The following is an 18,308-nucleotide window of genomic DNA, read 5'->3' as shown; positions in this document are numbered from 1 at the left end:
AATATATATCCCTTTACTTTGCATTTGGCTTGATGAACATCGCATCTCCAAAACTGAAGAAGCGATATTTCTCCTGTACTGCTTCCTTATAGGCGGCTAGTACATGCTCGCGTGAAGCCAGCGCTGAAATTAGCATGATCAATGTCGATTTCGGCAAGTGGAAATTTGTCAACATGCCGTCGAGAATGCTGAAACGATACCCGGGATAGATGAAGATCGATGTCCAACCGCTCGTCGGAATAATTTTCCCGTCATTTTGCGAAGCGATCGTCTCAAGCGTCCGCGCAGAAGTCGTTCCGACCGCAATGACGTTGCCGCCTCTCGCTTTTGCTTCATTGATTGCTGTCGCAGCCTGTTCGGTCACTTGGTAATACTCTGAATGCATCGTGTGCTCTTCGATTACATCTACGCTGACCGGTCGGAATGTTCCTAAGCCGACATGCAGGGTGATAAATTCGACACCGACACCTTTGTCTTTGATTTCCTGAAGGATTTCTTCAGTGAAATGAAGTCCAGCAGTAGGTGCTGCGGCCGAACCTCTCTCTTTTGCAAAGACAGTCTGATAACGCGATTGATCGTCAAGCGTCTCTGTAATGTACGGAGGAAGTGGCATCTGTCCGAGGGACTCGAGTATTTCATAGAAAATGCCTTCATAGCGGAATTTGAAGATCCTACCGCCTTGCTCCAGGATTTCAGTGCATTCCGCTTCCAGCCTGCCATCCCCGAATGTTACGACAGTTCCTACCTTCACTCGCTTCGCAGGCTTTACGAGCGTCTCCCATTCGTTCGAGCCCGTCTCCTTCAGCAGAAGCACTTCTATCGACGCGCCTGTATCTTCTTTTGTACCAATCAAGCGGGCAGGCAGAACTCGTGTATCGTTCAGGACGATGACGTCACCTTTCTGCAGTTCATCCACAATTTGACGGAACTGACGATGCTTTACGTCGCCCGTCACTTTATCCAAAACCATCAATCTGCTCGCAGTCCGGTCTGCGAGGGGCGTTTGAGCAATGAGACTTTCCGGCAATTCAAAATCAAAATCATTTACATCCATAATGCGGGTGAACTCCTTCTATATTTTAAGTATTGAATAACCTACGAAAGCATGTCAGGCACAGCATAACCGAAGTGGTCATAAGCAAGACGCGTAGCAATCCTGCCGCGCGGGGTCCTTTGGAGGAAACCGATTTGCAGCAAGTAAGGTTCGTAAACGTCCTCGATTGTTATCGATTCTTCCCCAATGCTTGCGGCGATCGTATCAATCCCGACCGGACCGCCTCGGAACCGTTCGATCATGCTGATGAGCAGTTTATGGTCGATATGATCGAGACCGTGTGAATCGACTTGCAGCATTTCGAGCGCTTCTTTTGCGATATCCATTGTGATGCTGCCGTCTCCTCGCACTTGGGCGTAATCCCGCACCCGGCGCAGGAGGCGATTCGCAATCCTCGGCGTTCCTCTCGAGCGCCTTGCGATTTCAACCGCCGCATTTGCATCTATGCTGACATCAAATAGATTGGCGCTTCTGATGACGATTTCTTTCAACGGGCCTTCGCCGTAATATTCAAGGCGGAGCGGCACGCCAAAACGGTCACGGAGCGGAGCGGATAAAGAACCCGCCCTCGTTGTCGCTCCGATCAACGTAAAAGGCGGAAGGTCGAGACGTATCGATTTTGCGGAAGGACCTTTTCCGACAACGATATCTAGACAAAAGTCTTCCATCGCGGGATAGAGCACTTCCTCAATCGATCGATTTAACCGATGGATTTCATCTATGAACAAGACATCGCCCGGTTCCAAAGATGAAACGACGGCAGCCAGATCTCCTGGCCTTTCAATTGCCGGGCCGCTCGTCATCTTTACATTGACGCCCATTTCATTTGCGATAACGGTCGCCAGCGTCGTTTTCCCTAGACCAGGCGGACCGTATAATAGGACATGGTCAAGGCTTTCACTCCTGCCTTTTGCGGCTTGGATAAAAATGCCGAGATTATCCTTCACGGTCTCCTGTCCAATGTATTGCTGCAACGTCTGGGGCCGCAAAGATTGTTCAAAACTGTCGTCGTAATTGGATTGTTCACTTGAAATGACCCGTTCCATGACTGCCGCTCCTCCTTCCTTTGTATATTGTTATTTATGTTTTAGAAGCAAACGTAATGCGAGCTTCATATAGCCTTCCGTATCCAACTCTTCCTTCTGCATGTCCGTTTTCACTTTCGCCAATTCACGCTGCGAATAACCAAGTGCCTGCAAGGCGAGGATCGCTTCTTCCAATGCGCCGTTTTCAGCCATGGAAAGTAATGTTACATCCGTATCAGGCATTTCGATTTCTGTGAATAAATCTCCCAGCTTTCCTTTTAAATCTAGGATCATTTGACGAGCCGTCTTCTTTCCGACTCCCGGGAACTGTACGAGAAAAGCTTCGTCTTCCCTTTCGATTGCGCCAATAACTTGTGAAGGGATGCCGCTAGCCAATATGGCGAGCGCGCCTTTCGGACCAATTCCGGAAACAGTGATGAGCTTCTTGAACAGTTCGCGCTGTTCAAGTGACTTGAATCCGAGGAGCCATTGCACATCTTCACGGACGTGCAAATATGTGAACACTTGCTGGATCTCATCCGTCTGATGAAAGGCATATGGATTTGGTGTCATTATCTGCCAACCGATGCCGTCTTGTTCAAGCGTTATGTATTCGGGTGTCACCCGTGTAATTATTCCTTTAATATAATCGTACAAGACATTCTCCCCCTAAAGTATCGAAACTATTATAGCATACGAACGCGTTTTCTACCTATCGATGTGGATGTCAACGAAATGCGCAGTGTGGCGGTTAGCTGCGACAGGCGATGGAGGGCTTGGACAAAAGGCGCTTTTTGCCTTTTGCTTCAAGATCGAAGTGACCCGAGATGCTGCCACACGGAGCTGGACAAATAAAAAAAGCCGCAGACGAGGCGGCTCATTCACTTGCGTTATGATAGATGTTTTGTACGTCATCATCGTCTTCCAATGCCTCAATCATTTTTTCGAATTGGTCGGCGTTTTCACCTTGTAATTCTGTATAGATTGTTGGAATCATGTCAACTTCTGCTGAAATAAATTCAAGTCCTTCAGCTTCAAGGGATTCCTTCACTTCCATGAAGCTCGAGGGTTCTGTAATAATTTCGAAGCCGTCTTCCGTTGACTCTATATCCTCAGCTCCCGCTTCAAGCGCAGCTAGCATAATCGCTTCTTCATCGGTTTCCTCTGTACGCTCAACGAACAGACGTCCCTTACGATTGAAAAGATAGCCAACTGAACCGCTTTCCCCTAAACTGCCGCCGTTTTTATTGAAAGCTACACGGATATTCGGCCCTGTCCTGTTTCGATTCTCTGTCAGACATTGTACAAGAACCGCTACTCCTCCAGGTCCATATCCTTCATAGACGACTTCTTCATAGTTTTCATCCGCACCTGTACCGGTCGCTTTATCGATTGCTCTCTTTATGACATCATTTGGGACGTTGAAGCCTTTCGATTTCTCGATTGCTAGACGGAGCGCGGGATTCATTTCAGGATCTCCGCCACCTGATTTCGCCGCTACATATAGTTCCCTTGACATCTTTTGAAAGATTTTACCTCGTTTTGCGTCTTGCGCCCCTTTACGGTTCTGGATATTTTTCCACTTTGAATGGCCAGCCATTATGCATCCTCCTACTTCATGTTCCGTTCTATATCATACCATAGCTTCGGCCATGAAGAGAGTGCATATTCCGTAAAGGGGATGAGCTTCTTCGCAAGACTTTCCTGCTTCGGTTCCGGCATGCTCGACAGGTGCAGCCATTCCCTTAGCAATTCATTCGGATAAAGCAGCATGGACATCGAAGCATCATCCAGATCGCTTAAAGATGATTGCTCCGCCAGAAGAAACTCCAAATTATAACACACATTCGGCAAGACGCGGTGCATCCAAAGCGCCAACTCGGTTCCGGGGGGCCCTGCACACGCAAGATCGAAATCGATGAAACGAATGAGCCCGTTGCCATCACGGAGAATGTTGTGATGGACGACATCTCCATGCAAGAGCGTATGACCTGAAAGTTGACGATAGTTCTTCTTCAATACAGGAAGGGCTTCCTCCCCATACATGATGATTTCGTCAATCGCTTGTATCCGTATGAAATTTCCCAACACATCACGATGATCGATGAATCGATCCAATCTCTCCCGCCATTTATCCAGGAGCTGATATCTATGCAGATAAGGGGAGGCGTCCCAATCGATCTGCTCCTTCGTTCTGTGCAATGCTTGAAGTGCTGTTAATGAATCGGTCCGATCAATCCTGCGCCTGAAGTTTACGGCTTTCGTCCCTTCAATCCATGGTTGCATGATGAATAACGGATCTTCAGTTGGAATTACTGGCATAATGTGCGGAAATCGGATTGCTTGCAGCTGTCGGTGTACATATTCCACTTTCACGGCTGTCGATCGGGATGTATACCTTTTCAGAGAATAGGCCGCATCCCCTTCCACCATCTTCCAGACATTCTTTTTTATTTTCCGGATTTCCTTTTCCAGCGCCATACGCCGGTCAGCAACCGCACCCGTAATTGTCCATAGGGTTAAATGGTTGCATTTGCATCGGATTCATCTGCATCTGGTTCATCGGCATCGGATTCATCTGCATCGGATACATTTGTGCCGGCTGCATTTGCATTGGGCTCACTTGCATCGGCATCATGTAATTCGGCTGCATCTCGCTTGGAGCCACACCGTAGAATCCTTGCGAATGACAACCGCAACCACAGTGATGCATTGGTTGTTGCATTGGCGGACATGGATAACCGAATGGGAACGGCTGCGGAGTCGGTTGCATCATCCCATAGGGGTTTTGATATTCAGGTGATACCATTTGAGGTACATAGCCTTGCTCAGGCGGGCAATGAACCTGCTGTTCCGGAGATTCTTCCGGCATAATTGGCGACTCCATCAATTCCCAACCTGTAATTGGATATGGCGGAGAAGCTCCTGCACCTCTACCAGGATAAATCGGCGATTCATCGAACTCATCAAGGTCTTCGGTCATGTCAATTGAAGGCGGCTTCACACCGAGCCGTGCAGGCGGCATCGGCAATTCTTGCGACGGCATGAGCTGTTGCGGCATAGCGGGGGCCGCAGGTAGTTGTTGTGTAAAACTCGGGAATGCCATCGGAGCACAATCCGCGTCGTAAATAGGCATCCATCCGCAAGGCACCGGCATCATCGGTTGAAAAAATTGCGGCATCTGCATTGGCGGTACCGGGACAGGAGCCGGCATCGGCGGTAAGGGCGGTACAGACGGCAAAGGTTGAACCGGTTGTTCAGCCGGCGGTGTCATCGCAGCAGGCGGCTTCTGAACAGGTGCACTTGGAATAGGTTGCATCGGCACGGATGGCGGCTTCGGCATTTCAAATTGATTTTTTTCCTTCGGCAATGGGATTGGGCTCGGTTTTCCCTGTGTTTGCGGCGCAACTTTCTCCGGCATCTTGTCTTTCCCCTTCTGACTCGGCATATGGTCCGCCTTCTTCTTCGGCAGGAAAATCTTCATGCCCGGAACGATATAATCCGGATTTGCCAGATGGGCATTCACCCTTTTCAACTCATCAAAAGAGATACCGTACTGGCGTGCAATCTTCCACAACGTATCCCCTTTTACAACAATATGGACATCCACTAACAAAATCCCCCTTCCATCAATCCATCGTATGAACGAACGCCCGTCTATGTGACGCAAATTTGTCAAAGGCGCCCTCTCTCTTAGTATGTATATTGTAGAAGTGGCTTGTTTATTCATTCAAAAAACCGATGTCCGCACTGCTGATTGCATGAAAAAGCCTTCACACTGTGATTAGCGTGAAGGTCTTTGTTCATAACTGAAATACGTGCCGAAAGATCGTACAGTGACGTTGAGTGCGGCAAGCTCTTCAAGCGCTCCTCTCATCATCGGATGCTCTTCACTTTCCATTACATCGATGATGAAAAAATAATTACCCAACCCGGTTTTCATCGGCCTGGATTCAATTTTGCTTAAATTAAGCTTCCGCCATGCAAAAACGGATAGTACTTGATGGAGCACACCTGAACGGTCGTCCTCGGGCAACTTGACCATGAAAGTCGTTTTCGGCAATTCAGAATGGTCGTTCTTTTCCAACTGCCCTTTCCGTAATGACAAGATAACAAACCTTGTATGGTTGAAATGAAAATCATGGATATTTTCTTCTGCGATATGTAAGCCGTATTTTTCAGCAGCCAAACTATTTCCAATTGCGGCAATGCATAGATCCGGATTTTCGGAGATATACTTTGCTGCCGCCGCAGTCGATGTTGTCTGAATCAATGGCGTACGGCGGTAATGGTATTGCAGATATTTATGGCACTGTGCAAGTGCATGTGGATGGGAACGGACTGATTCAAGCTGTTCCAATGAATCCTTCCATTTTTCATTCACCATCAGATGCTGTTCAATCGGTATTGAAATTTCCGCGTTGATGAACAGGTCACTTCCGTGGAACAAATAATCGATTGTCATCGGCACGGAGCCTTCCAATGCATTTTCAAGCGGCACAATTGCATATGCGACATAGCCATCTGTAACGGCTTCAATACAATCAGGTATTGTCGGTTGTGGTACAAGACCATCAGTACCAAAAAGATGAGTTGCCGCAACATGAGTAAATGATGCTTCCGGCCCCAAATAGGCGACCGTAGGCTTGTATTTTTTTTCGCCCATCCCAGATCCTCCATTTTCTTACTCTCTGTTTTTTAATACTTAAAGAGCCCCCGAGCTGATCAAATGGACGGAATCGATGAAATTCGGGGCTTTCAATTTCTGCATGAATTCCTCCATTTTGATCGGCATCTCAGTAACGTCGAGTGATAATGTAATATTCGCGCGACCTTGCACCGGTATCGTCTGGTGAATCGTCAGCACATTGCATTTCGCTTCCGAAATGATCCGAAGAATCGTTGCAAGCGAGCCTTTCCGATCCTCCAGTTGAATGAAAATCGTCAAAACACGTTCCCGGGCGATCGACTCGAACGGGAAGACGGTGTCCTTATATTTGTAGTAGGCGCTGCGGGACAATCCGACCCGCTTCGTCGCTTCCTGGATTGTCCTTTCCTCTCCGCTCGCCAGAAGCCTTTTCGCCTCCAGCATCTTCAACATCGATTCCGTCAGCACATCTTCCCTTACAAGATAAAACTGCCCTTCCCCCAATGGCTTCATTGAATGCCTCCTTGATTCAAAAGCGAAGGGTGGCGGTTAACTGCGACAGGCATAAGGCGGGTCTGCGAAACGGCGCTCTTTGCCGTGTAGCAGAGCTGACTTATGACCCGAGCTGTTGCCACCCGAAGCTAGATGTTGGACAAATTAACGCTCAATAACTATCTATTCAAGGAATTCGAATTCAAAGTCGAGAATCCTTACCGTATCCCCGTCCTTCGCCCCACGTTCACGGAGTGCATCATCGATACCCATCCCACGCATTTGACGTGCAAATTTACGGACGGACTGATCGAAATTGAAGTCGGTCATCTTGAATAGGCGTTCAAGCGTATAACCCGACAGGACAAAAGCTCCATCATCATCGCGGGTAATCTTGAAGTCCTCAGCTTCGGCTTCATGCTTATACAATACTGAACGATTTTCATCTTCTTCCTCGATTTCATGCATCGGGAACTCTGGCGTCGTTTCAAGCAAGTCCGCTACGGCAAACAACAGCTGATCCAAGCCTTCACGTGTGATTGCGGAAATCGGAAACACACGCGCTTCTTCATCATTGAGCTTCTCTTTGAACAGCTTAAGATTCTCTTCCGCTTCCGGCATGTCCATTTTATTGGCAACGATGATTTGCGGACGCTCCATCAAACGGAGATTATACTTCTCTAGCTCCTCGTTGATTGTGATGAAATCATCGTAAGGATCCCGTCCTTCCATCCCAGACATATCGACGACGTGGATGATGACCCTTGTCCTTTCGATATGGCGCAGGAATTGATGACCGAGTCCGACGCCTTCATGCGCTCCTTCGATAAGCCCCGGCAGATCGGCGAGAACGAACGTTGTGCCGGCCTCCAGCTCAACCATGCCTAGATTCGGTACAAGCGTCGTGAAATGGTAATCGGCGATTTTTGGCTTTGCGGCCGATACGACGGATAATAATGTCGACTTTCCGACGCTCGGGAAACCTACAAGGCCTGCATCGGCAAGTACTTTCAATTCAAGTGTGATTTCACGCTCAACACCCGGCTCTCCTTTTTCCGAAAGCTCAGGTGCTGGGTTTTGAGGCGTTGCAAAACGTGAATTCCCGCGCCCTCCTCTTCCGCCTTTAGCAATGACCGCCGTCTGGCCGTGCTCAACGAGGTCAGCGATGATCGTCTCCGTCTCGGCATCCTTCACAATTGTACCCGGCGGAACTTTAACGACCATGTCCTGGCCGCCTCTGCCGTGTTGGTTTTTACTGCCGCCGTGCTCTCCGCGCGGGGCTTTAAAATGGCGCTGGTAACGGAAATCCATAAGTGTCCGCAAGCCTTCGTCAACGATGAACACGACATCGCCGCCTTTTCCGCCATCCCCTCCGGCGGGGCCTCCGTATGCAATATACTTCTCGCGGCGGAATGCAACCATTCCATCACCGCCGTTGCCGCCTTTTACATATACTTTAACGTGATCGACAAACATGTTTTTTCCTCCTATTGTCCACTTATCGTGAACGTCCATTCCTTGTCCTGCAGAACACCACTCGCTTCAAACCCGCCATCCGTCTGTGGCAATTCGAGCGGTCCTGCTAAGGCTCCTTCGACTGTCAATTGGATCATCCATTGCTTATCAGTAGCATGTACCTCTATACGAATGAAATATTCATCCATCGGATCGACCGCTGCTTCAACAATGACGATCAATTGTTCCAAATAATTCGCGACTGCCTCGTCATTTGCGTTTCGGTTCCCAGCAATGATATCGCTGTACAACTTCTTTGAGAACGCAGTATGCCTCCATTCGAATGTGTTAAGCCACATTTCCGTCTTTGGCAGGCGGAGCTTTTCCAGCATGGATAGGTGACGCATTCGTTCCGTCGCTACCAGCAATGCTCTTCGCGCTTCGGGTATTTTCCCGAGATCCATATATAATAACATTAATTGCAGTTCATTTAAAAAATCATGGCGTGCAAACTTCAATGCTTTTCCAATCGTCAGATTTTCCGACTCCATTTTCTCACCGCCAACTGTTTCATATACTACAGTATAGCATCCCTTTCACAAAATTCGCCAAAAATAAAAAGGACTGCACGGTAAAATGCAGTCCTTTCAATGTTAGTAATAACATTAAGCTTCTTGAGCTACAGGGTACACGCTCACTTTTTTCTTGTCGCGGCCAAAGCGTTCGAAACGAACTACGCCGTCAACTTTTGCGAAAAGTGTATCGTCCCCGCCGCGGCCAACGTTTTCACCTGGGTGAATTTTTGTTCCGCGTTGGCGATAAAGGATAGAGCCGCCTGAAACGAATTGTCCATCAGCACGCTTTGCGCCAAGACGTTTCGAGTGAGAGTCACGACCGTTCTTTGTAGAACCTACCCCTTTTTTCGATGCGAAAAACTGGAGATCCAAACGTAACATAAGTGCCACCTCCTATCGGTTGAAAATAATTTTTATATGTTGCCCATAATCTTGTTCAATCGTCTGTAATGAAACAATCATCGCCTTCACGATCAATTGGATTTCATCATCTTTCTCCGTTTCCGGAAAAATCACTTTCAAATAACCTCCGTCCGATCCTTGTTGGATGTCAGGGGTTATGCCAGTGAGTGCAATGACGGCATTGACGGCTCCGAATGAAACCGCGGATGCGCCCGCACAGACGAGGTCTTTTCCATGTTCTGCGAATTCAGCATGGCCTTTCATCTCAAAAGAGCTGATGCGGCCGGATTGTTCATCAATAATGATTTTGATCATGCCGGCTTACGCGTTGATGCCTTCGATGACAACTTTCGTGTATGGCTGACGATGACCTTGCTTTTTGTGGTAGTTCTTTTTCGGCTTGTATTTGAAAACAGTGATTTTCTTAGCGCGGCCTTGTTTAACGATTTTAGCCGTTACAGAAGCACCTTCCACGAATGGAGCGCCGACTTTCACGTCTTCTCCACCAACGAATAGAACTTTGTCGAATGTTACAGTCTCTTCAGCTTCGCCGACTAATTTCTCGATGAAGATTTCTTGACCTTTTTCAACTTTGATTTGTTTTCCACCAGTTTCAATGATTGCGTACATACTTGCACCTCCTCTATAGACTCAGACTCGCCTTCATAGGTGACCCTTTCGGATGCTTGTACCTTGTCAGTGCGGTTGTAGCACGGGTGCGCTACAAACAATAACATTAAAATATTACCATGCGCAATCTATGGCGTCAACTGTTTTCTTTTTAATTGCTCATAAGCTTGTTCATATTTCCGGAACTTGAAAGCTGAAATGTTTTGAAACAATAAAAATAGTGCTAATGCAAGAAGAAGGACGGTTTTCGGAAGTCCCAGAAGGAGCAGTAGGCTGACAGCCAGTAAAACGGTGATGGAAAAGACGAGAAATGCGGCTCTCATCTTATATTTCCTCTCTTCCTTTTCAAGCATGGCGCTGATGGCCTGTCCACCATCAAGCGGTAAAATAGGCAAAAGATTCAGCGCCAAAATCACTAGTTGAATGCGCATGAATTGTTCATCTCCGGGAAAGTCAAAAAGCATCGATAATAGGAGAAGAATTGCTGTCGCGGCAGGTCCACCGATAGCAACGGCAACTCTTTGCCTTTTCCCGTAAGCATATCGGTCGGGAATTCGCAGTTCTCCTCCATAAGGCATAATCGTGCATGACCTGACTTTCATGCCGGACATTTTTGCAGCGAAAATATGGCCCGCCTCATGGAAGAGTAGGGAGATGAAGACGAGAGCGTAAAACGCCAATCCACCCGTGACCATCAGCACGAGGAAAAATGGTGCCAAAATGGGATGAAGGCGAAGCTTCATTTCGTATCTTCCGAGAAATAAGTAGCCAAAACCGCCGCTTCCAATACGACCCCTTCCCGTTTCACTTTTAAGTAGATCGCCTCTTCATTCATAAGGGCAAGCGTGTCCCCCTTTTTCACAGTCGAATAGGGTAGCTTTGAAATCGTTCCAACAAATCCGTACGTCACTTCGTCCCCGTCATCGTACAAAACGGTGATCGTCTTTCCTGATTGCCGGGTAAAGCCGGTGAAAACGATAAGCCCGTCCCCTTGGGCTATGATCGGCATCGGATGTGCATACGAAGCGATAACGCCGTCCTTATAGGGCTGCATCGATTCATATGCAGCAAACGGCATCTCCTCGGAATCGGCAGAGACTGTGATCGTATCCTTATCGGGATCACCGATTATTGAGGCAACCCACTTTTTCATGACGATGAAATCTTTGCCTGTCGTTATATATTGGGTAACAGGCTTGCTAATGACTCCGGCCTCTTCCAATTTGGCAAAGCAGAATACGCCAATTACTAGTATGATTGCAATGAACCATTTTGTTTTCCATTTCACCCCGCCACACCACCTTTTTCCTCAGTATATGACGGGTGTACTCTGAATATTATGGGCAAATGTCCAAGTGTGCTCTTTATTATTGATAGGTTCTATAGTAGCAAATAAAATAGGGTCTAAATCAAATGTTAGTGTGATGTGAATGGCAAGTCATTAGGTTTTGCTAAGAATAATGTTGATTTGCGCTACAGGCGGACGCTTTCCGCGGGCAAGCACCGAGCCGCTTCCTTCGCTTCGCTCCGTCCAGGGTCTCGGTTCGCTTGCTTTTCCCGCAGGAGTCGCCGCTTTTCGCTCCAATCAACGAATCTCTTTTACACCTATTGAAATGAAATAATTCCCTACCGTTAATAGCACAAACCAACCATTTGAGATATTTTATCTTCTGTATGTGGTAGTCATTGATCCCAGCTGTCATCGCCCTACTCTTAGGGCATTAATGAGGTTGCCTTGTCGCGAATAAAAAAAGAACCCCTGGCAAGGGTTCTGGTTATTTCGCGAATAATGTTTTGAGTTTCCCGAAGAAGCCTGGTTTGCCTTCGTCTAGTGACATTAGCGGCACGGATTCGCCTAATATACGGCGGGCGATGTTCCGGTAGCCGATTGCTGCCGGGTTCGAAGGGTCCATGACGACCGGCTCCCCTCTATTCGAAGAGGAGATGACTTTTTCATCATCCAAGACGATGCCAAGTAGATCGATGGATAAATGAGTTGTGATTTCATTGACATCTAAAGCGTCTCCGCTATTGACGAGCCGGCTTTTGATCCGGTTGATGATCAATTTAGGAGGCTCGATATCCTCCTGCTCCAACAGTCCGATAATACGGTCCGCATCCCGCACAGCTGAAATTTCCGGCGTAGTGACGACGATGGCACGGTCCGCACCTGCAACGGCATTCTTATATCCTTGCTCGATGCCTGCTGGGCAATCGATCAAGATATAATCATACTCCCGTTTCAATTCAGTGATCAATTCCTTCATTTGTTCCGGTTCGACTGCATTTTTGTCTGTAGTCTGCGCAGCCGGCAGCAAGAAAAGTCCATCTTCAAAACGCTTGTCTTTGACGAGCGCCTGGTGGATTTTGCATCGTCCCGCTATTACATCAACGAGATCGTAAATGATACGGTTTTCGAGACCGAGGATGACGTCCAGATTACGAAGGCCGATATCCGTATCAACAAGACATACCTTTTTACCTTGTAGAGCCAATGCTGTCCCAAGATTTGCAGATGTCGTCGTTTTACCGACTCCACCTTTTCCTGACGTTATTACGATTGCTTCACCCACACTAGCTCCCTCCTTTGAATGTTGACAGATTTGGCCGCAGAATCCGTAGCTCCTGTAAACGGTCGATGGCAATGAAACCGCTTGAATGTATGTATGCGCATTCCATCTCCGGTTGCTCCGACAAAATCGTCAGTTCATCAGTCATCGTTTCCAATTTATCCGCTATCATCAAATGCGTCGCTTCAAGCCACGAAGCCGCAATGACCGCCTCTTCATTGCCAGTTGCACCTGCATGTGCGATTCCTTTTAACCTACCTAATATATAAATGCTTCCGGCAGCAACTACACGACCGTTCGGATTGACATCGCCGATGACGACGAGATCGCCGTCAGCCTTTACGACTTGTCCGGAGCGGACGATGCCGATATAGGTCTCCGATTGTTTCTCAAGTACTTTCCGATTGCATTCTTCGATTGTAATGACCTCGCTCTGAATCTTTGAAACTCGTAAATGCGGAGATTCGTGCACGACATTCATAATTTCCTTCAGTTCTTCTTCATTACAATAGCGGTTCCCTGTATGGACTTTTACTTCAGCAAGCCCTTCCAGACTGTTTTCGCTGACTTTATTGCGGAGTTCTGCAATCATGTCCGAATAAGCGCATTTGTCGTCAAGTCGGAGGACAAGCCCGTCTTTTGTCCCTTTTATTGTTACATAGTGCTGTTTCGTCATTTGCGTCCCTCACAGTTTCCTTAATTATATTCCGGCTTTTTGCAGTCCCACTTCATCGATCAGCCGTTTGAACAGATAGCCGAACATCCCCACAAAGATGGAATTGGCGCCCATCGTCGGCATAAGCCTAAGCACGATGAACTCTTCAAAGCCAATTGAGGTCAATGCAATCAGGCTCGCGAAAAAGAATGATAGCAATTCAAGCAGCGCAACCATCGCCAATGCTAAAAGCATGACAGTGATGATATGGCGATGGATTTGCCTAATGATCAAAGCAGCAAAATAACAGATCACCGGATATAAAAAAGTATATATACCAATAATATCAATGTGATACATATCATACAAGAGTCCAAGTACGATTCCGTAAAGGATTGCACGTCTGCGACCATAGTAGGCTGTGATGAAAATCAGATAAACGATAACAAAACGGGGAACGAGCGTGTAGGATACATCTGCGATCGATATGGGTGAAAAAAGACTGAATACAGGTTCAAGAAAGAATAATATGACAGCAATAAGAGGGATTATGAACCTAATCACGATCCATCCTCCCCCTCTTCTTCCTCATCGACTTCCCCATCCGTTCCGCTTGTAACGCCGGATGAACGATTTGCAACCATCACATGATCCAACATGGAGAAATCAGCGGCCGGACGAATATAGGCCAATTTGGTCAATCCGAAATCATCCGTTGAGACTTCGGTCACTTCCCCGATGAGCAAACCTTTCGGAAAGATTCCTCCTAAACCGGATGATTCGACCTTCTGTCCTTCCTTGACGTGAAAATTCGAATCGATGCGCTTCATTATCAATTCGCCGCGCGCTTGGTCATATCCTTCTATCAAACCAAAAATCGCTTCATCCCCAGGAATGACTGCAGCTACCCGGAAGTTGCTGTTTTCAGTCGACAGCAATTCAACTGTCGATTTAAAAGGAGTGACGAGCACCACTTTTCCAATCAGACCTGATGCAGTTATGACAGCTCGATTCAACTTCACGCCTGCGACGCTGCCTTTATCGATGACGATTTTCTCTTCCCATTGATCGGGATTCCGGGAAATGACAGTCGCCTGGATAGGCTCGTAATCACGCAGGCTATCTTTCTTGTCTACGATCTCACGCAGTGTTTTATTGTCTGCTCTTACATCTGCCAGCTCCGCTTGCGTTGCGGCATATTCTTTTAATCGCGCTTTCAAATGCTTGTTTTCTTCATATGTATTTAAAATACCATCGATTTTATCCAATGTGCCTGTAATATAATGTGCCGGTTTCGAGAAAAGAGATTGCCCGAAACCGACGACATCTTTCACAATTTGTTCTGGAAGGGTGGCGTTCTGCCTGTCTTTTAAGGAGAATGAAATCAAAGCCACAAGGACAATGACGCCCACAAGCAGCAAAATCAACCGTTTATTCGAAAAAAATCGCGGCATTGCCCAAATCCTCCCTCATTACCTAGCTTGCATCTTTTTAATCACTTCGAAATTATCGAGCGCTTTCCCCGTTCCGATCGCTACACAATCAAGCGGGTCTTCAGCGATGAAGACAGGCATATTCGTTTCATCCGAAATGACCTTGTCCAAGTTTTCAAGCAATGCTCCCCCGCCTGTCAAGACGATTCCGCGTTCCATGACGTCCGCAGACAGCTCAGGAGGAGTAGCTTCCAACGTCTTCCTGACGCCTTCAATAATTTGTGTGATAGATTCACGAAGTGCTTCTACTATTTCGTCAGAAGATATTTCCAAAGTTTTTGGCAGGCCAGTTAAGAGATCTCGGCCTCTAATATCCATCTTTTCAGGTTTAGCAGAAACTTTCGCCGAACCAATTTCAATTTTAATAGCTTCAGCAGTACGTTCACCGATTGTCATATTATACGTTTTACGGATATAACCGATGATTGCTCCGTCCATCGAGTCTCCTCCGACACGGATCGATTCACTCGTAACGATGCCGCCAAGTGAAATGACTGCAACTTCTGTTGTACCGCCACCTATATCGACGACCATGCTGCCGGTAGGTTCCCAAACTGGTAAATTAGCACCGATAGCTGCAGCAAATGGCTCTTCTATCGTAAACGCGTCTTTAGCACCAGCTTGTCTTGCCGCGTCAATGACCGCCCGCTGTTCAACAGAAGTGATGCCGAAAGGAACGCAAACCATGACGTTCGGCTTTTTCCAAGCGCTTCCTGCAGCTTTTGTCGCTTCTTTCAAATAATGCTCGATCATTGCTGTCGTAATTTCAAAATCCGCAATGACGCCGTCTTTCATCGGCCGAGTCGCTACGATGGAACCAGGTGTACGCCCAATCATATTTTTAGCCGAAGATCCGACTGCCACGATTTCATTCGTCACTGTATTTTTCGCTACGACGGAAGGCTCTCTAAGAACAATCCCTTTTCCTTTAATGAAAACCAATGTATTTGCTGTGCCGAGGTCAATCCCGACATCTCTTGATCCAAATCCAAACAAATCTGTTCTTCCTTTCTATTCGACCGCATAATTATGGTCTTCTTGAAATCATACACCACATTATAACGGATTGGAGAACAAATTCACAGTGTCAATAGCAATAGACTGGATTTTGATGCTATCGCCTTCCTTCTCCACGCAGCTTCAAGAAGCCCCTGAAACCCCTTCATACTGTGGGGTCAGGCGCCTCTATCCACTACTTATATTACATAAATCCATTTCCATTTTAGGAGTTATTTGCTAACTCATATACCCTTTTTCCTTAAGACTAATGAAACGATGATCACCGATTATGAGATGATCGAGCAGCTCGATCCCGATAATCGAACCTGCTTCGACAAGTCTTTTTGTAACCTCAATGTCTTCAGGAGAAGGTGACGGATTTCCGCTTGGATGGTTATGCGCGCAAATTATGGAAGCCGCAGAGCGTTTTACCGCCTCGCGGAAAATTTCCCTAGGGTGCACGATCGATGAATTCAAGCTGCCGATGAAGATCGTCTGTTTGTGCAGCACTTCATTTTTCACGTTCAGAAAAAGGACGACGAAATGCTCCTGAACGAGGGAAGACATATCTGTCATCAAGTAAGCTGCAGCATCTTCGGGAGATTTAATGACATAGCGACCTTCCGAATGCTTGCGGGATATCCGCTTGCCAATTTCGACGGCGGCGAGTATTTGGACTGCTTTTGCTTGTCCCACGCCTTTAACAGCCATCATTTCTTCTACATTGGCATCCTTCAGGTCCTGGATTTTATCGAATGATTTAAGGATCCTATTGGCAAGCATAAGAACCGACTCTTCCTTTGTACCTGTCCGCAACAGGATAGCAATGAGCTCCTGGTTCGACAGGCTGCCAGCCCCTTGCCGGATAAGCCTTTCACGGGGTCTATCCGCGATATGTACATCTCGGATCATCATCTGTTTCTTCACATCGACTGTCAATGAATCATTCAGCCTCCTTCAACAGGATGACGCCCTCTTCACGTAATATTTGCACCAGCTTCGATAAAGGCAATCCGACGACATTCAAGTAATCGCCATCAATTTTTTCGACAAGGAGTGCCCCCGCGGTTTGGATGCCGTATCCTCCCGCCTTATCCATAGGATCGCCTGAGTCAACATATGACTTCAGCATCTGATCGTCCAGTTCCTTGAATGTCACTTTCGTCTCGACTGAAAACACTTTCGAAAATCCGCTTCCAAGAATGCTGACACCTGTGAAAACTGAATGGGTATTGCCGGAAAACTTTCTTAGGAAGCTTTCTGCTTGTTCTCTCGATGACGGTTTTGGATAAATCTCTCCTTCAAAGACGACAATCGTATCAGCTGCGATGACGAAAGCATCAGATCGCATTTCGGAAACAGCGGCAGCCTTTTTGACAGCTAGCTTCTGGACATATTCCGCGAAATTCCCTTCCTCCAAATCCGCAACTTCTTCGACATCGCTTGGCATTGTTTCAAACCGAATGCCAAGGTTTCTGAGCAACTCTTGCCTTCTCGGTGAGCCTGACGCCAGAATAATCGGCCTTTTTGCAATGAATTCCATATAAGCAACCTCCTTTTTCTTAATCATACTGTAGAAGGAGTGTAATGGAAATTTTCATAAATCCGCAATAATGAGAGTTTGTCCCGTTTTTCCGCCTCAAAAATTGATTTTCGCACAGCCATCCTTATGGAAATAATGCGCGAGCAGCTTAATGCGAAAAATGCGCAAATCCGAAGTAAACGCAGTGACAGCCGCTATATTCTTCCGGAATTCAGCAATCTTTTCATCATCCGCTTCTCCTTCTGCAACAGTTGTCAAAACTTTAATTTTGGATAATTCGGTTTCAGACAGAGCGCTTCTTAATTTTCCGGCGCCAACGTTCGAACACGACGATGCATCTACGAAAAATGGCTTTCTAAATGTCATTTCGTATTCGCTCACTTCTATCTCGTCTTCTTGAATACCGACCTCGCTCCACACATAGAACTGTCCCCCAATTTGCAGTATGGTCGCTTTTGCAAGGCTTGCATCTTGCGAAATGAAATCCTGCGCTGATTGTGCAGATGAAAACACACCATGCTGTTTAGCGAACAGTTGGAGAGGGGCTTCTTCCGGCGAAATTGCAGGACCGGAAGTAGGAGTCGTTTCACCGGGTGCAGGCGGATCAGTCACCACTACTTCCTTTTCCCCCGCCTTTTCTTTCCCTTGTCCATTCGTACCGACAATGATGAAACCTACGATTGCCACGGCTGCAATACCAATGATGACGCCGTGCAGCATCGCCATCGCGACTGTCACTTTCGAATATTTCTTCTTGAAGTTCATGC

General features: G+C 47.1%; 24 protein-coding genes and 1 other annotated feature. All 24 genes read right to left on the bottom strand.

Going from position 1 to position 18,308, the window contains the following annotated elements; all coding sequences use genetic code 11:
• Window positions 1-13: 13 nt before the first annotated feature.
• Window positions 14-1,054: a tRNA preQ1(34) S-adenosylmethionine ribosyltransferase-isomerase QueA gene (queA, locus tag M3152_RS06180; RefSeq protein WP_251694308.1), complete on the bottom strand. Its 1,041-nt coding sequence runs from the start codon at window positions 1,052-1,054 to the stop codon at window positions 14-16.
• A gap of 41 nt (window positions 1,055-1,095) precedes the next feature.
• Window positions 1,096-2,100, bottom strand: coding sequence for a Holliday junction branch migration DNA helicase RuvB (gene ruvB / locus M3152_RS06175; RefSeq protein WP_251694307.1), 1,005 nt, complete (start codon window positions 2,098-2,100; stop codon window positions 1,096-1,098).
• Window positions 2,101-2,130: 30 nt separating this feature from the next.
• Window positions 2,131-2,736 carry a Holliday junction branch migration protein RuvA gene (ruvA, locus tag M3152_RS06170; protein WP_251694306.1) on the bottom strand — a complete coding sequence of 202 codons (606 nt, stop codon included), beginning with the start codon at window positions 2,734-2,736 and terminating at the stop codon, window positions 2,131-2,133.
• A 220-nt stretch (window positions 2,737-2,956) separates the two neighbouring features.
• On the bottom strand, window positions 2,957-3,679 hold the full coding sequence (locus M3152_RS06165) for a YebC/PmpR family DNA-binding transcriptional regulator (RefSeq protein WP_251694305.1): 723 nt from the start codon (window positions 3,677-3,679) through the stop codon (window positions 2,957-2,959).
• A gap of 11 nt (window positions 3,680-3,690) precedes the next feature.
• Window positions 3,691-4,560: an aminoglycoside phosphotransferase family protein gene (locus M3152_RS06160; RefSeq protein WP_251694304.1), complete on the bottom strand. Its 870-nt coding sequence runs from the start codon at window positions 4,558-4,560 to the stop codon at window positions 3,691-3,693.
• A 7-nt stretch (window positions 4,561-4,567) separates the two neighbouring features.
• Window positions 4,568-5,689, bottom strand: a complete 1,122-nt coding sequence (gene safA, locus M3152_RS06155) for a LysM peptidoglycan-binding domain-containing protein (RefSeq protein ID WP_251694303.1) — start codon at window positions 5,687-5,689, stop codon at window positions 4,568-4,570.
• A 174-nt stretch (window positions 5,690-5,863) separates the two neighbouring features.
• The gene (pheA, locus tag M3152_RS06150; protein ID WP_251694302.1) at window positions 5,864-6,745 is read right to left on the bottom strand and encodes a prephenate dehydratase; all 882 of its coding nucleotides are present in this window, start codon (window positions 6,743-6,745) and stop codon (window positions 5,864-5,866) included.
• 39 nt (window positions 6,746-6,784) lie between these two features.
• Window positions 6,785-7,240 carry an ACT domain-containing protein gene (locus M3152_RS06145; protein ID WP_251694301.1) on the bottom strand — a complete coding sequence of 152 codons (456 nt, stop codon included), beginning with the start codon at window positions 7,238-7,240 and terminating at the stop codon, window positions 6,785-6,787.
• Window positions 7,241-7,402: 162 nt separating this feature from the next.
• Window positions 7,403-8,695 (bottom strand): GTPase ObgE, encoded by a 1,293-nt coding sequence (gene obgE, locus M3152_RS06140; protein WP_251694300.1) that lies wholly within the window; start codon window positions 8,693-8,695, stop codon window positions 7,403-7,405.
• Between the two features lie 11 nt (window positions 8,696-8,706).
• Window positions 8,707-9,225: a Spo0B domain-containing protein gene (locus M3152_RS06135; RefSeq protein ID WP_251694299.1), complete on the bottom strand. Its 519-nt coding sequence runs from the start codon at window positions 9,223-9,225 to the stop codon at window positions 8,707-8,709.
• A gap of 114 nt (window positions 9,226-9,339) precedes the next feature.
• Window positions 9,340-9,630, bottom strand: a complete 291-nt coding sequence (gene rpmA / locus M3152_RS06130) for a 50S ribosomal protein L27 (protein WP_251624735.1) — start codon at window positions 9,628-9,630, stop codon at window positions 9,340-9,342.
• 12 nt (window positions 9,631-9,642) lie between these two features.
• Window positions 9,643-9,966: a ribosomal-processing cysteine protease Prp gene (locus tag M3152_RS06125; protein WP_251694298.1), complete on the bottom strand. Its 324-nt coding sequence runs from the start codon at window positions 9,964-9,966 to the stop codon at window positions 9,643-9,645.
• A 6-nt stretch (window positions 9,967-9,972) separates the two neighbouring features.
• Complete coding sequence (gene rplU / locus M3152_RS06120) at window positions 9,973-10,281, bottom strand: 50S ribosomal protein L21 (protein WP_251694297.1); 309 nt, start codon at window positions 10,279-10,281, stop codon at window positions 9,973-9,975.
• A 13-nt stretch (window positions 10,282-10,294) separates the two neighbouring features.
• Window positions 10,295-10,368: a sequence feature (ribosomal protein L21 leader region), on the bottom strand.
• 41 nt (window positions 10,369-10,409) lie between these two features.
• Window positions 10,410-11,024 (bottom strand): metalloprotease, encoded by a 615-nt coding sequence (locus tag M3152_RS06115; RefSeq protein ID WP_251694296.1) that lies wholly within the window; start codon window positions 11,022-11,024, stop codon window positions 10,410-10,412.
• Complete coding sequence (locus tag M3152_RS06110) at window positions 11,021-11,569, bottom strand: M23 family metallopeptidase (RefSeq protein WP_251694295.1); 549 nt, start codon at window positions 11,567-11,569, stop codon at window positions 11,021-11,023. Before M3152_RS06110 ends, M3152_RS06115 begins: the two co-directional genes overlap by 4 nt.
• A gap of 153 nt (window positions 11,570-11,722) precedes the next feature.
• A complete protein-coding gene (locus M3152_RS06105; protein ID WP_251694294.1) occupies window positions 11,723-11,866 on the bottom strand; it encodes a hypothetical protein in 144 nt (47 codons plus the stop codon).
• 190 nt (window positions 11,867-12,056) lie between these two features.
• Window positions 12,057-12,854 carry a septum site-determining protein MinD gene (minD, locus tag M3152_RS06100; protein WP_251694293.1) on the bottom strand — a complete coding sequence of 266 codons (798 nt, stop codon included), beginning with the start codon at window positions 12,852-12,854 and terminating at the stop codon, window positions 12,057-12,059.
• Between the two features lies 1 nt (window position 12,855).
• Window positions 12,856-13,527 carry a septum site-determining protein MinC gene (gene minC, locus M3152_RS06095; protein WP_251694292.1) on the bottom strand — a complete coding sequence of 224 codons (672 nt, stop codon included), beginning with the start codon at window positions 13,525-13,527 and terminating at the stop codon, window positions 12,856-12,858.
• A 24-nt stretch (window positions 13,528-13,551) separates the two neighbouring features.
• Window positions 13,552-14,070, bottom strand: a complete 519-nt coding sequence (mreD, locus tag M3152_RS06090) for a rod shape-determining protein MreD (RefSeq protein ID WP_251694291.1) — start codon at window positions 14,068-14,070, stop codon at window positions 13,552-13,554.
• Entirely contained in the window at window positions 14,067-14,960 is an 894-nt protein-coding gene (gene mreC / locus M3152_RS06085) for a rod shape-determining protein MreC (protein WP_251694290.1), read from the bottom strand. The genes mreD and mreC overlap by 4 nt, the downstream gene beginning before the upstream one ends.
• Before the next feature lie 18 nt (window positions 14,961-14,978).
• Complete coding sequence (locus tag M3152_RS06080; protein WP_251694289.1) at window positions 14,979-15,995, bottom strand: rod shape-determining protein; 1,017 nt, start codon at window positions 15,993-15,995, stop codon at window positions 14,979-14,981.
• A 240-nt stretch (window positions 15,996-16,235) separates the two neighbouring features.
• Entirely contained in the window at window positions 16,236-16,913 is a 678-nt protein-coding gene (gene radC / locus M3152_RS06075) for a RadC family protein (protein ID WP_251695260.1), read from the bottom strand.
• A 28-nt stretch (window positions 16,914-16,941) separates the two neighbouring features.
• Entirely contained in the window at window positions 16,942-17,541 is a 600-nt protein-coding gene (locus M3152_RS06070; protein WP_251694288.1) for a Maf family protein, read from the bottom strand.
• A 96-nt stretch (window positions 17,542-17,637) separates the two neighbouring features.
• Window positions 17,638-18,306, bottom strand: coding sequence for a hypothetical protein (locus M3152_RS06065; protein WP_251694287.1), 669 nt, complete (start codon window positions 18,304-18,306; stop codon window positions 17,638-17,640).
• Between the last annotated feature and the right edge of the window lie 2 nt (window positions 18,307-18,308).

This window comes from Sporosarcina luteola, assembly GCF_023715245.1.
GTDB classification, from domain to species: Bacteria; Bacillota; Bacilli; order Bacillales_A; family Planococcaceae; genus Sporosarcina; species Sporosarcina luteola_C.
Note: the sequence above shows the minus strand (reverse complement) of the source record. Positions and strands in the feature narration are given on the sequence as shown.

Bases quoted from the DNA above. Each gene is read 5' to 3' on its own strand.
- M3152_RS06135 (WP_251694299.1), bottom strand. From the start codon at position 9,225: ATGGAGTCGGAAAATCTGACGATTGGAAAAGCATTGAAGTTTGCACGC.
- obgE (WP_251694300.1), bottom strand. From the start codon at position 8,695: ATGTTTGTCGATCACGTTAAAGTATATGTAAAAGGCGGCAACGGCGGT.
- minC (WP_251694292.1), bottom strand. From the start codon at position 13,527: ATGACGAAACAGCACTATGTAACAATAAAAGGGACAAAAGACGGGCTT.
- M3152_RS06145 (WP_251694301.1), bottom strand. From the start codon at position 7,240: ATGAAGCCATTGGGGGAAGGGCAGTTTTATCTTGTAAGGGAAGATGTG.
- mreC (WP_251694290.1), bottom strand. From the start codon at position 14,960: ATGCCGCGATTTTTTTCGAATAAACGGTTGATTTTGCTGCTTGTGGGC.
- rplU (WP_251694297.1), bottom strand. From the start codon at position 10,281: ATGTACGCAATCATTGAAACTGGTGGAAAACAAATCAAAGTTGAAAAA.
- radC (WP_251695260.1), bottom strand. From the start codon at position 16,913: ATGATGATCCGAGATGTACATATCGCGGATAGACCCCGTGAAAGGCTT.
- M3152_RS06065 (WP_251694287.1), bottom strand. From the start codon at position 18,306: ATGAACTTCAAGAAGAAATATTCGAAAGTGACAGTCGCGATGGCGATG.
- pheA (WP_251694302.1), bottom strand. From the start codon at position 6,745: ATGGGCGAAAAAAAATACAAGCCTACGGTCGCCTATTTGGGGCCGGAA.
- rpmA (WP_251624735.1), bottom strand. From the start codon at position 9,630: ATGTTACGTTTGGATCTCCAGTTTTTCGCATCGAAAAAAGGGGTAGGT.
- M3152_RS06165 (WP_251694305.1), bottom strand. From the start codon at position 3,679: ATGGCTGGCCATTCAAAGTGGAAAAATATCCAGAACCGTAAAGGGGCG.
- M3152_RS06125 (WP_251694298.1), bottom strand. From the start codon at position 9,966: ATGATCAAAATCATTATTGATGAACAATCCGGCCGCATCAGCTCTTTT.
- ruvB (WP_251694307.1), bottom strand. From the start codon at position 2,100: ATGGAACGGGTCATTTCAAGTGAACAATCCAATTACGACGACAGTTTT.
- queA (WP_251694308.1), bottom strand. From the start codon at position 1,054: ATGGATGTAAATGATTTTGATTTTGAATTGCCGGAAAGTCTCATTGCT.
- M3152_RS06160 (WP_251694304.1), bottom strand. From the start codon at position 4,560: ATGGCGCTGGAAAAGGAAATCCGGAAAATAAAAAAGAATGTCTGGAAG.
- M3152_RS06115 (WP_251694296.1), bottom strand. From the start codon at position 11,024: ATGAAGCTTCGCCTTCATCCCATTTTGGCACCATTTTTCCTCGTGCTG.
- M3152_RS06070 (WP_251694288.1), bottom strand. From the start codon at position 17,541: ATGGAATTCATTGCAAAAAGGCCGATTATTCTGGCGTCAGGCTCACCG.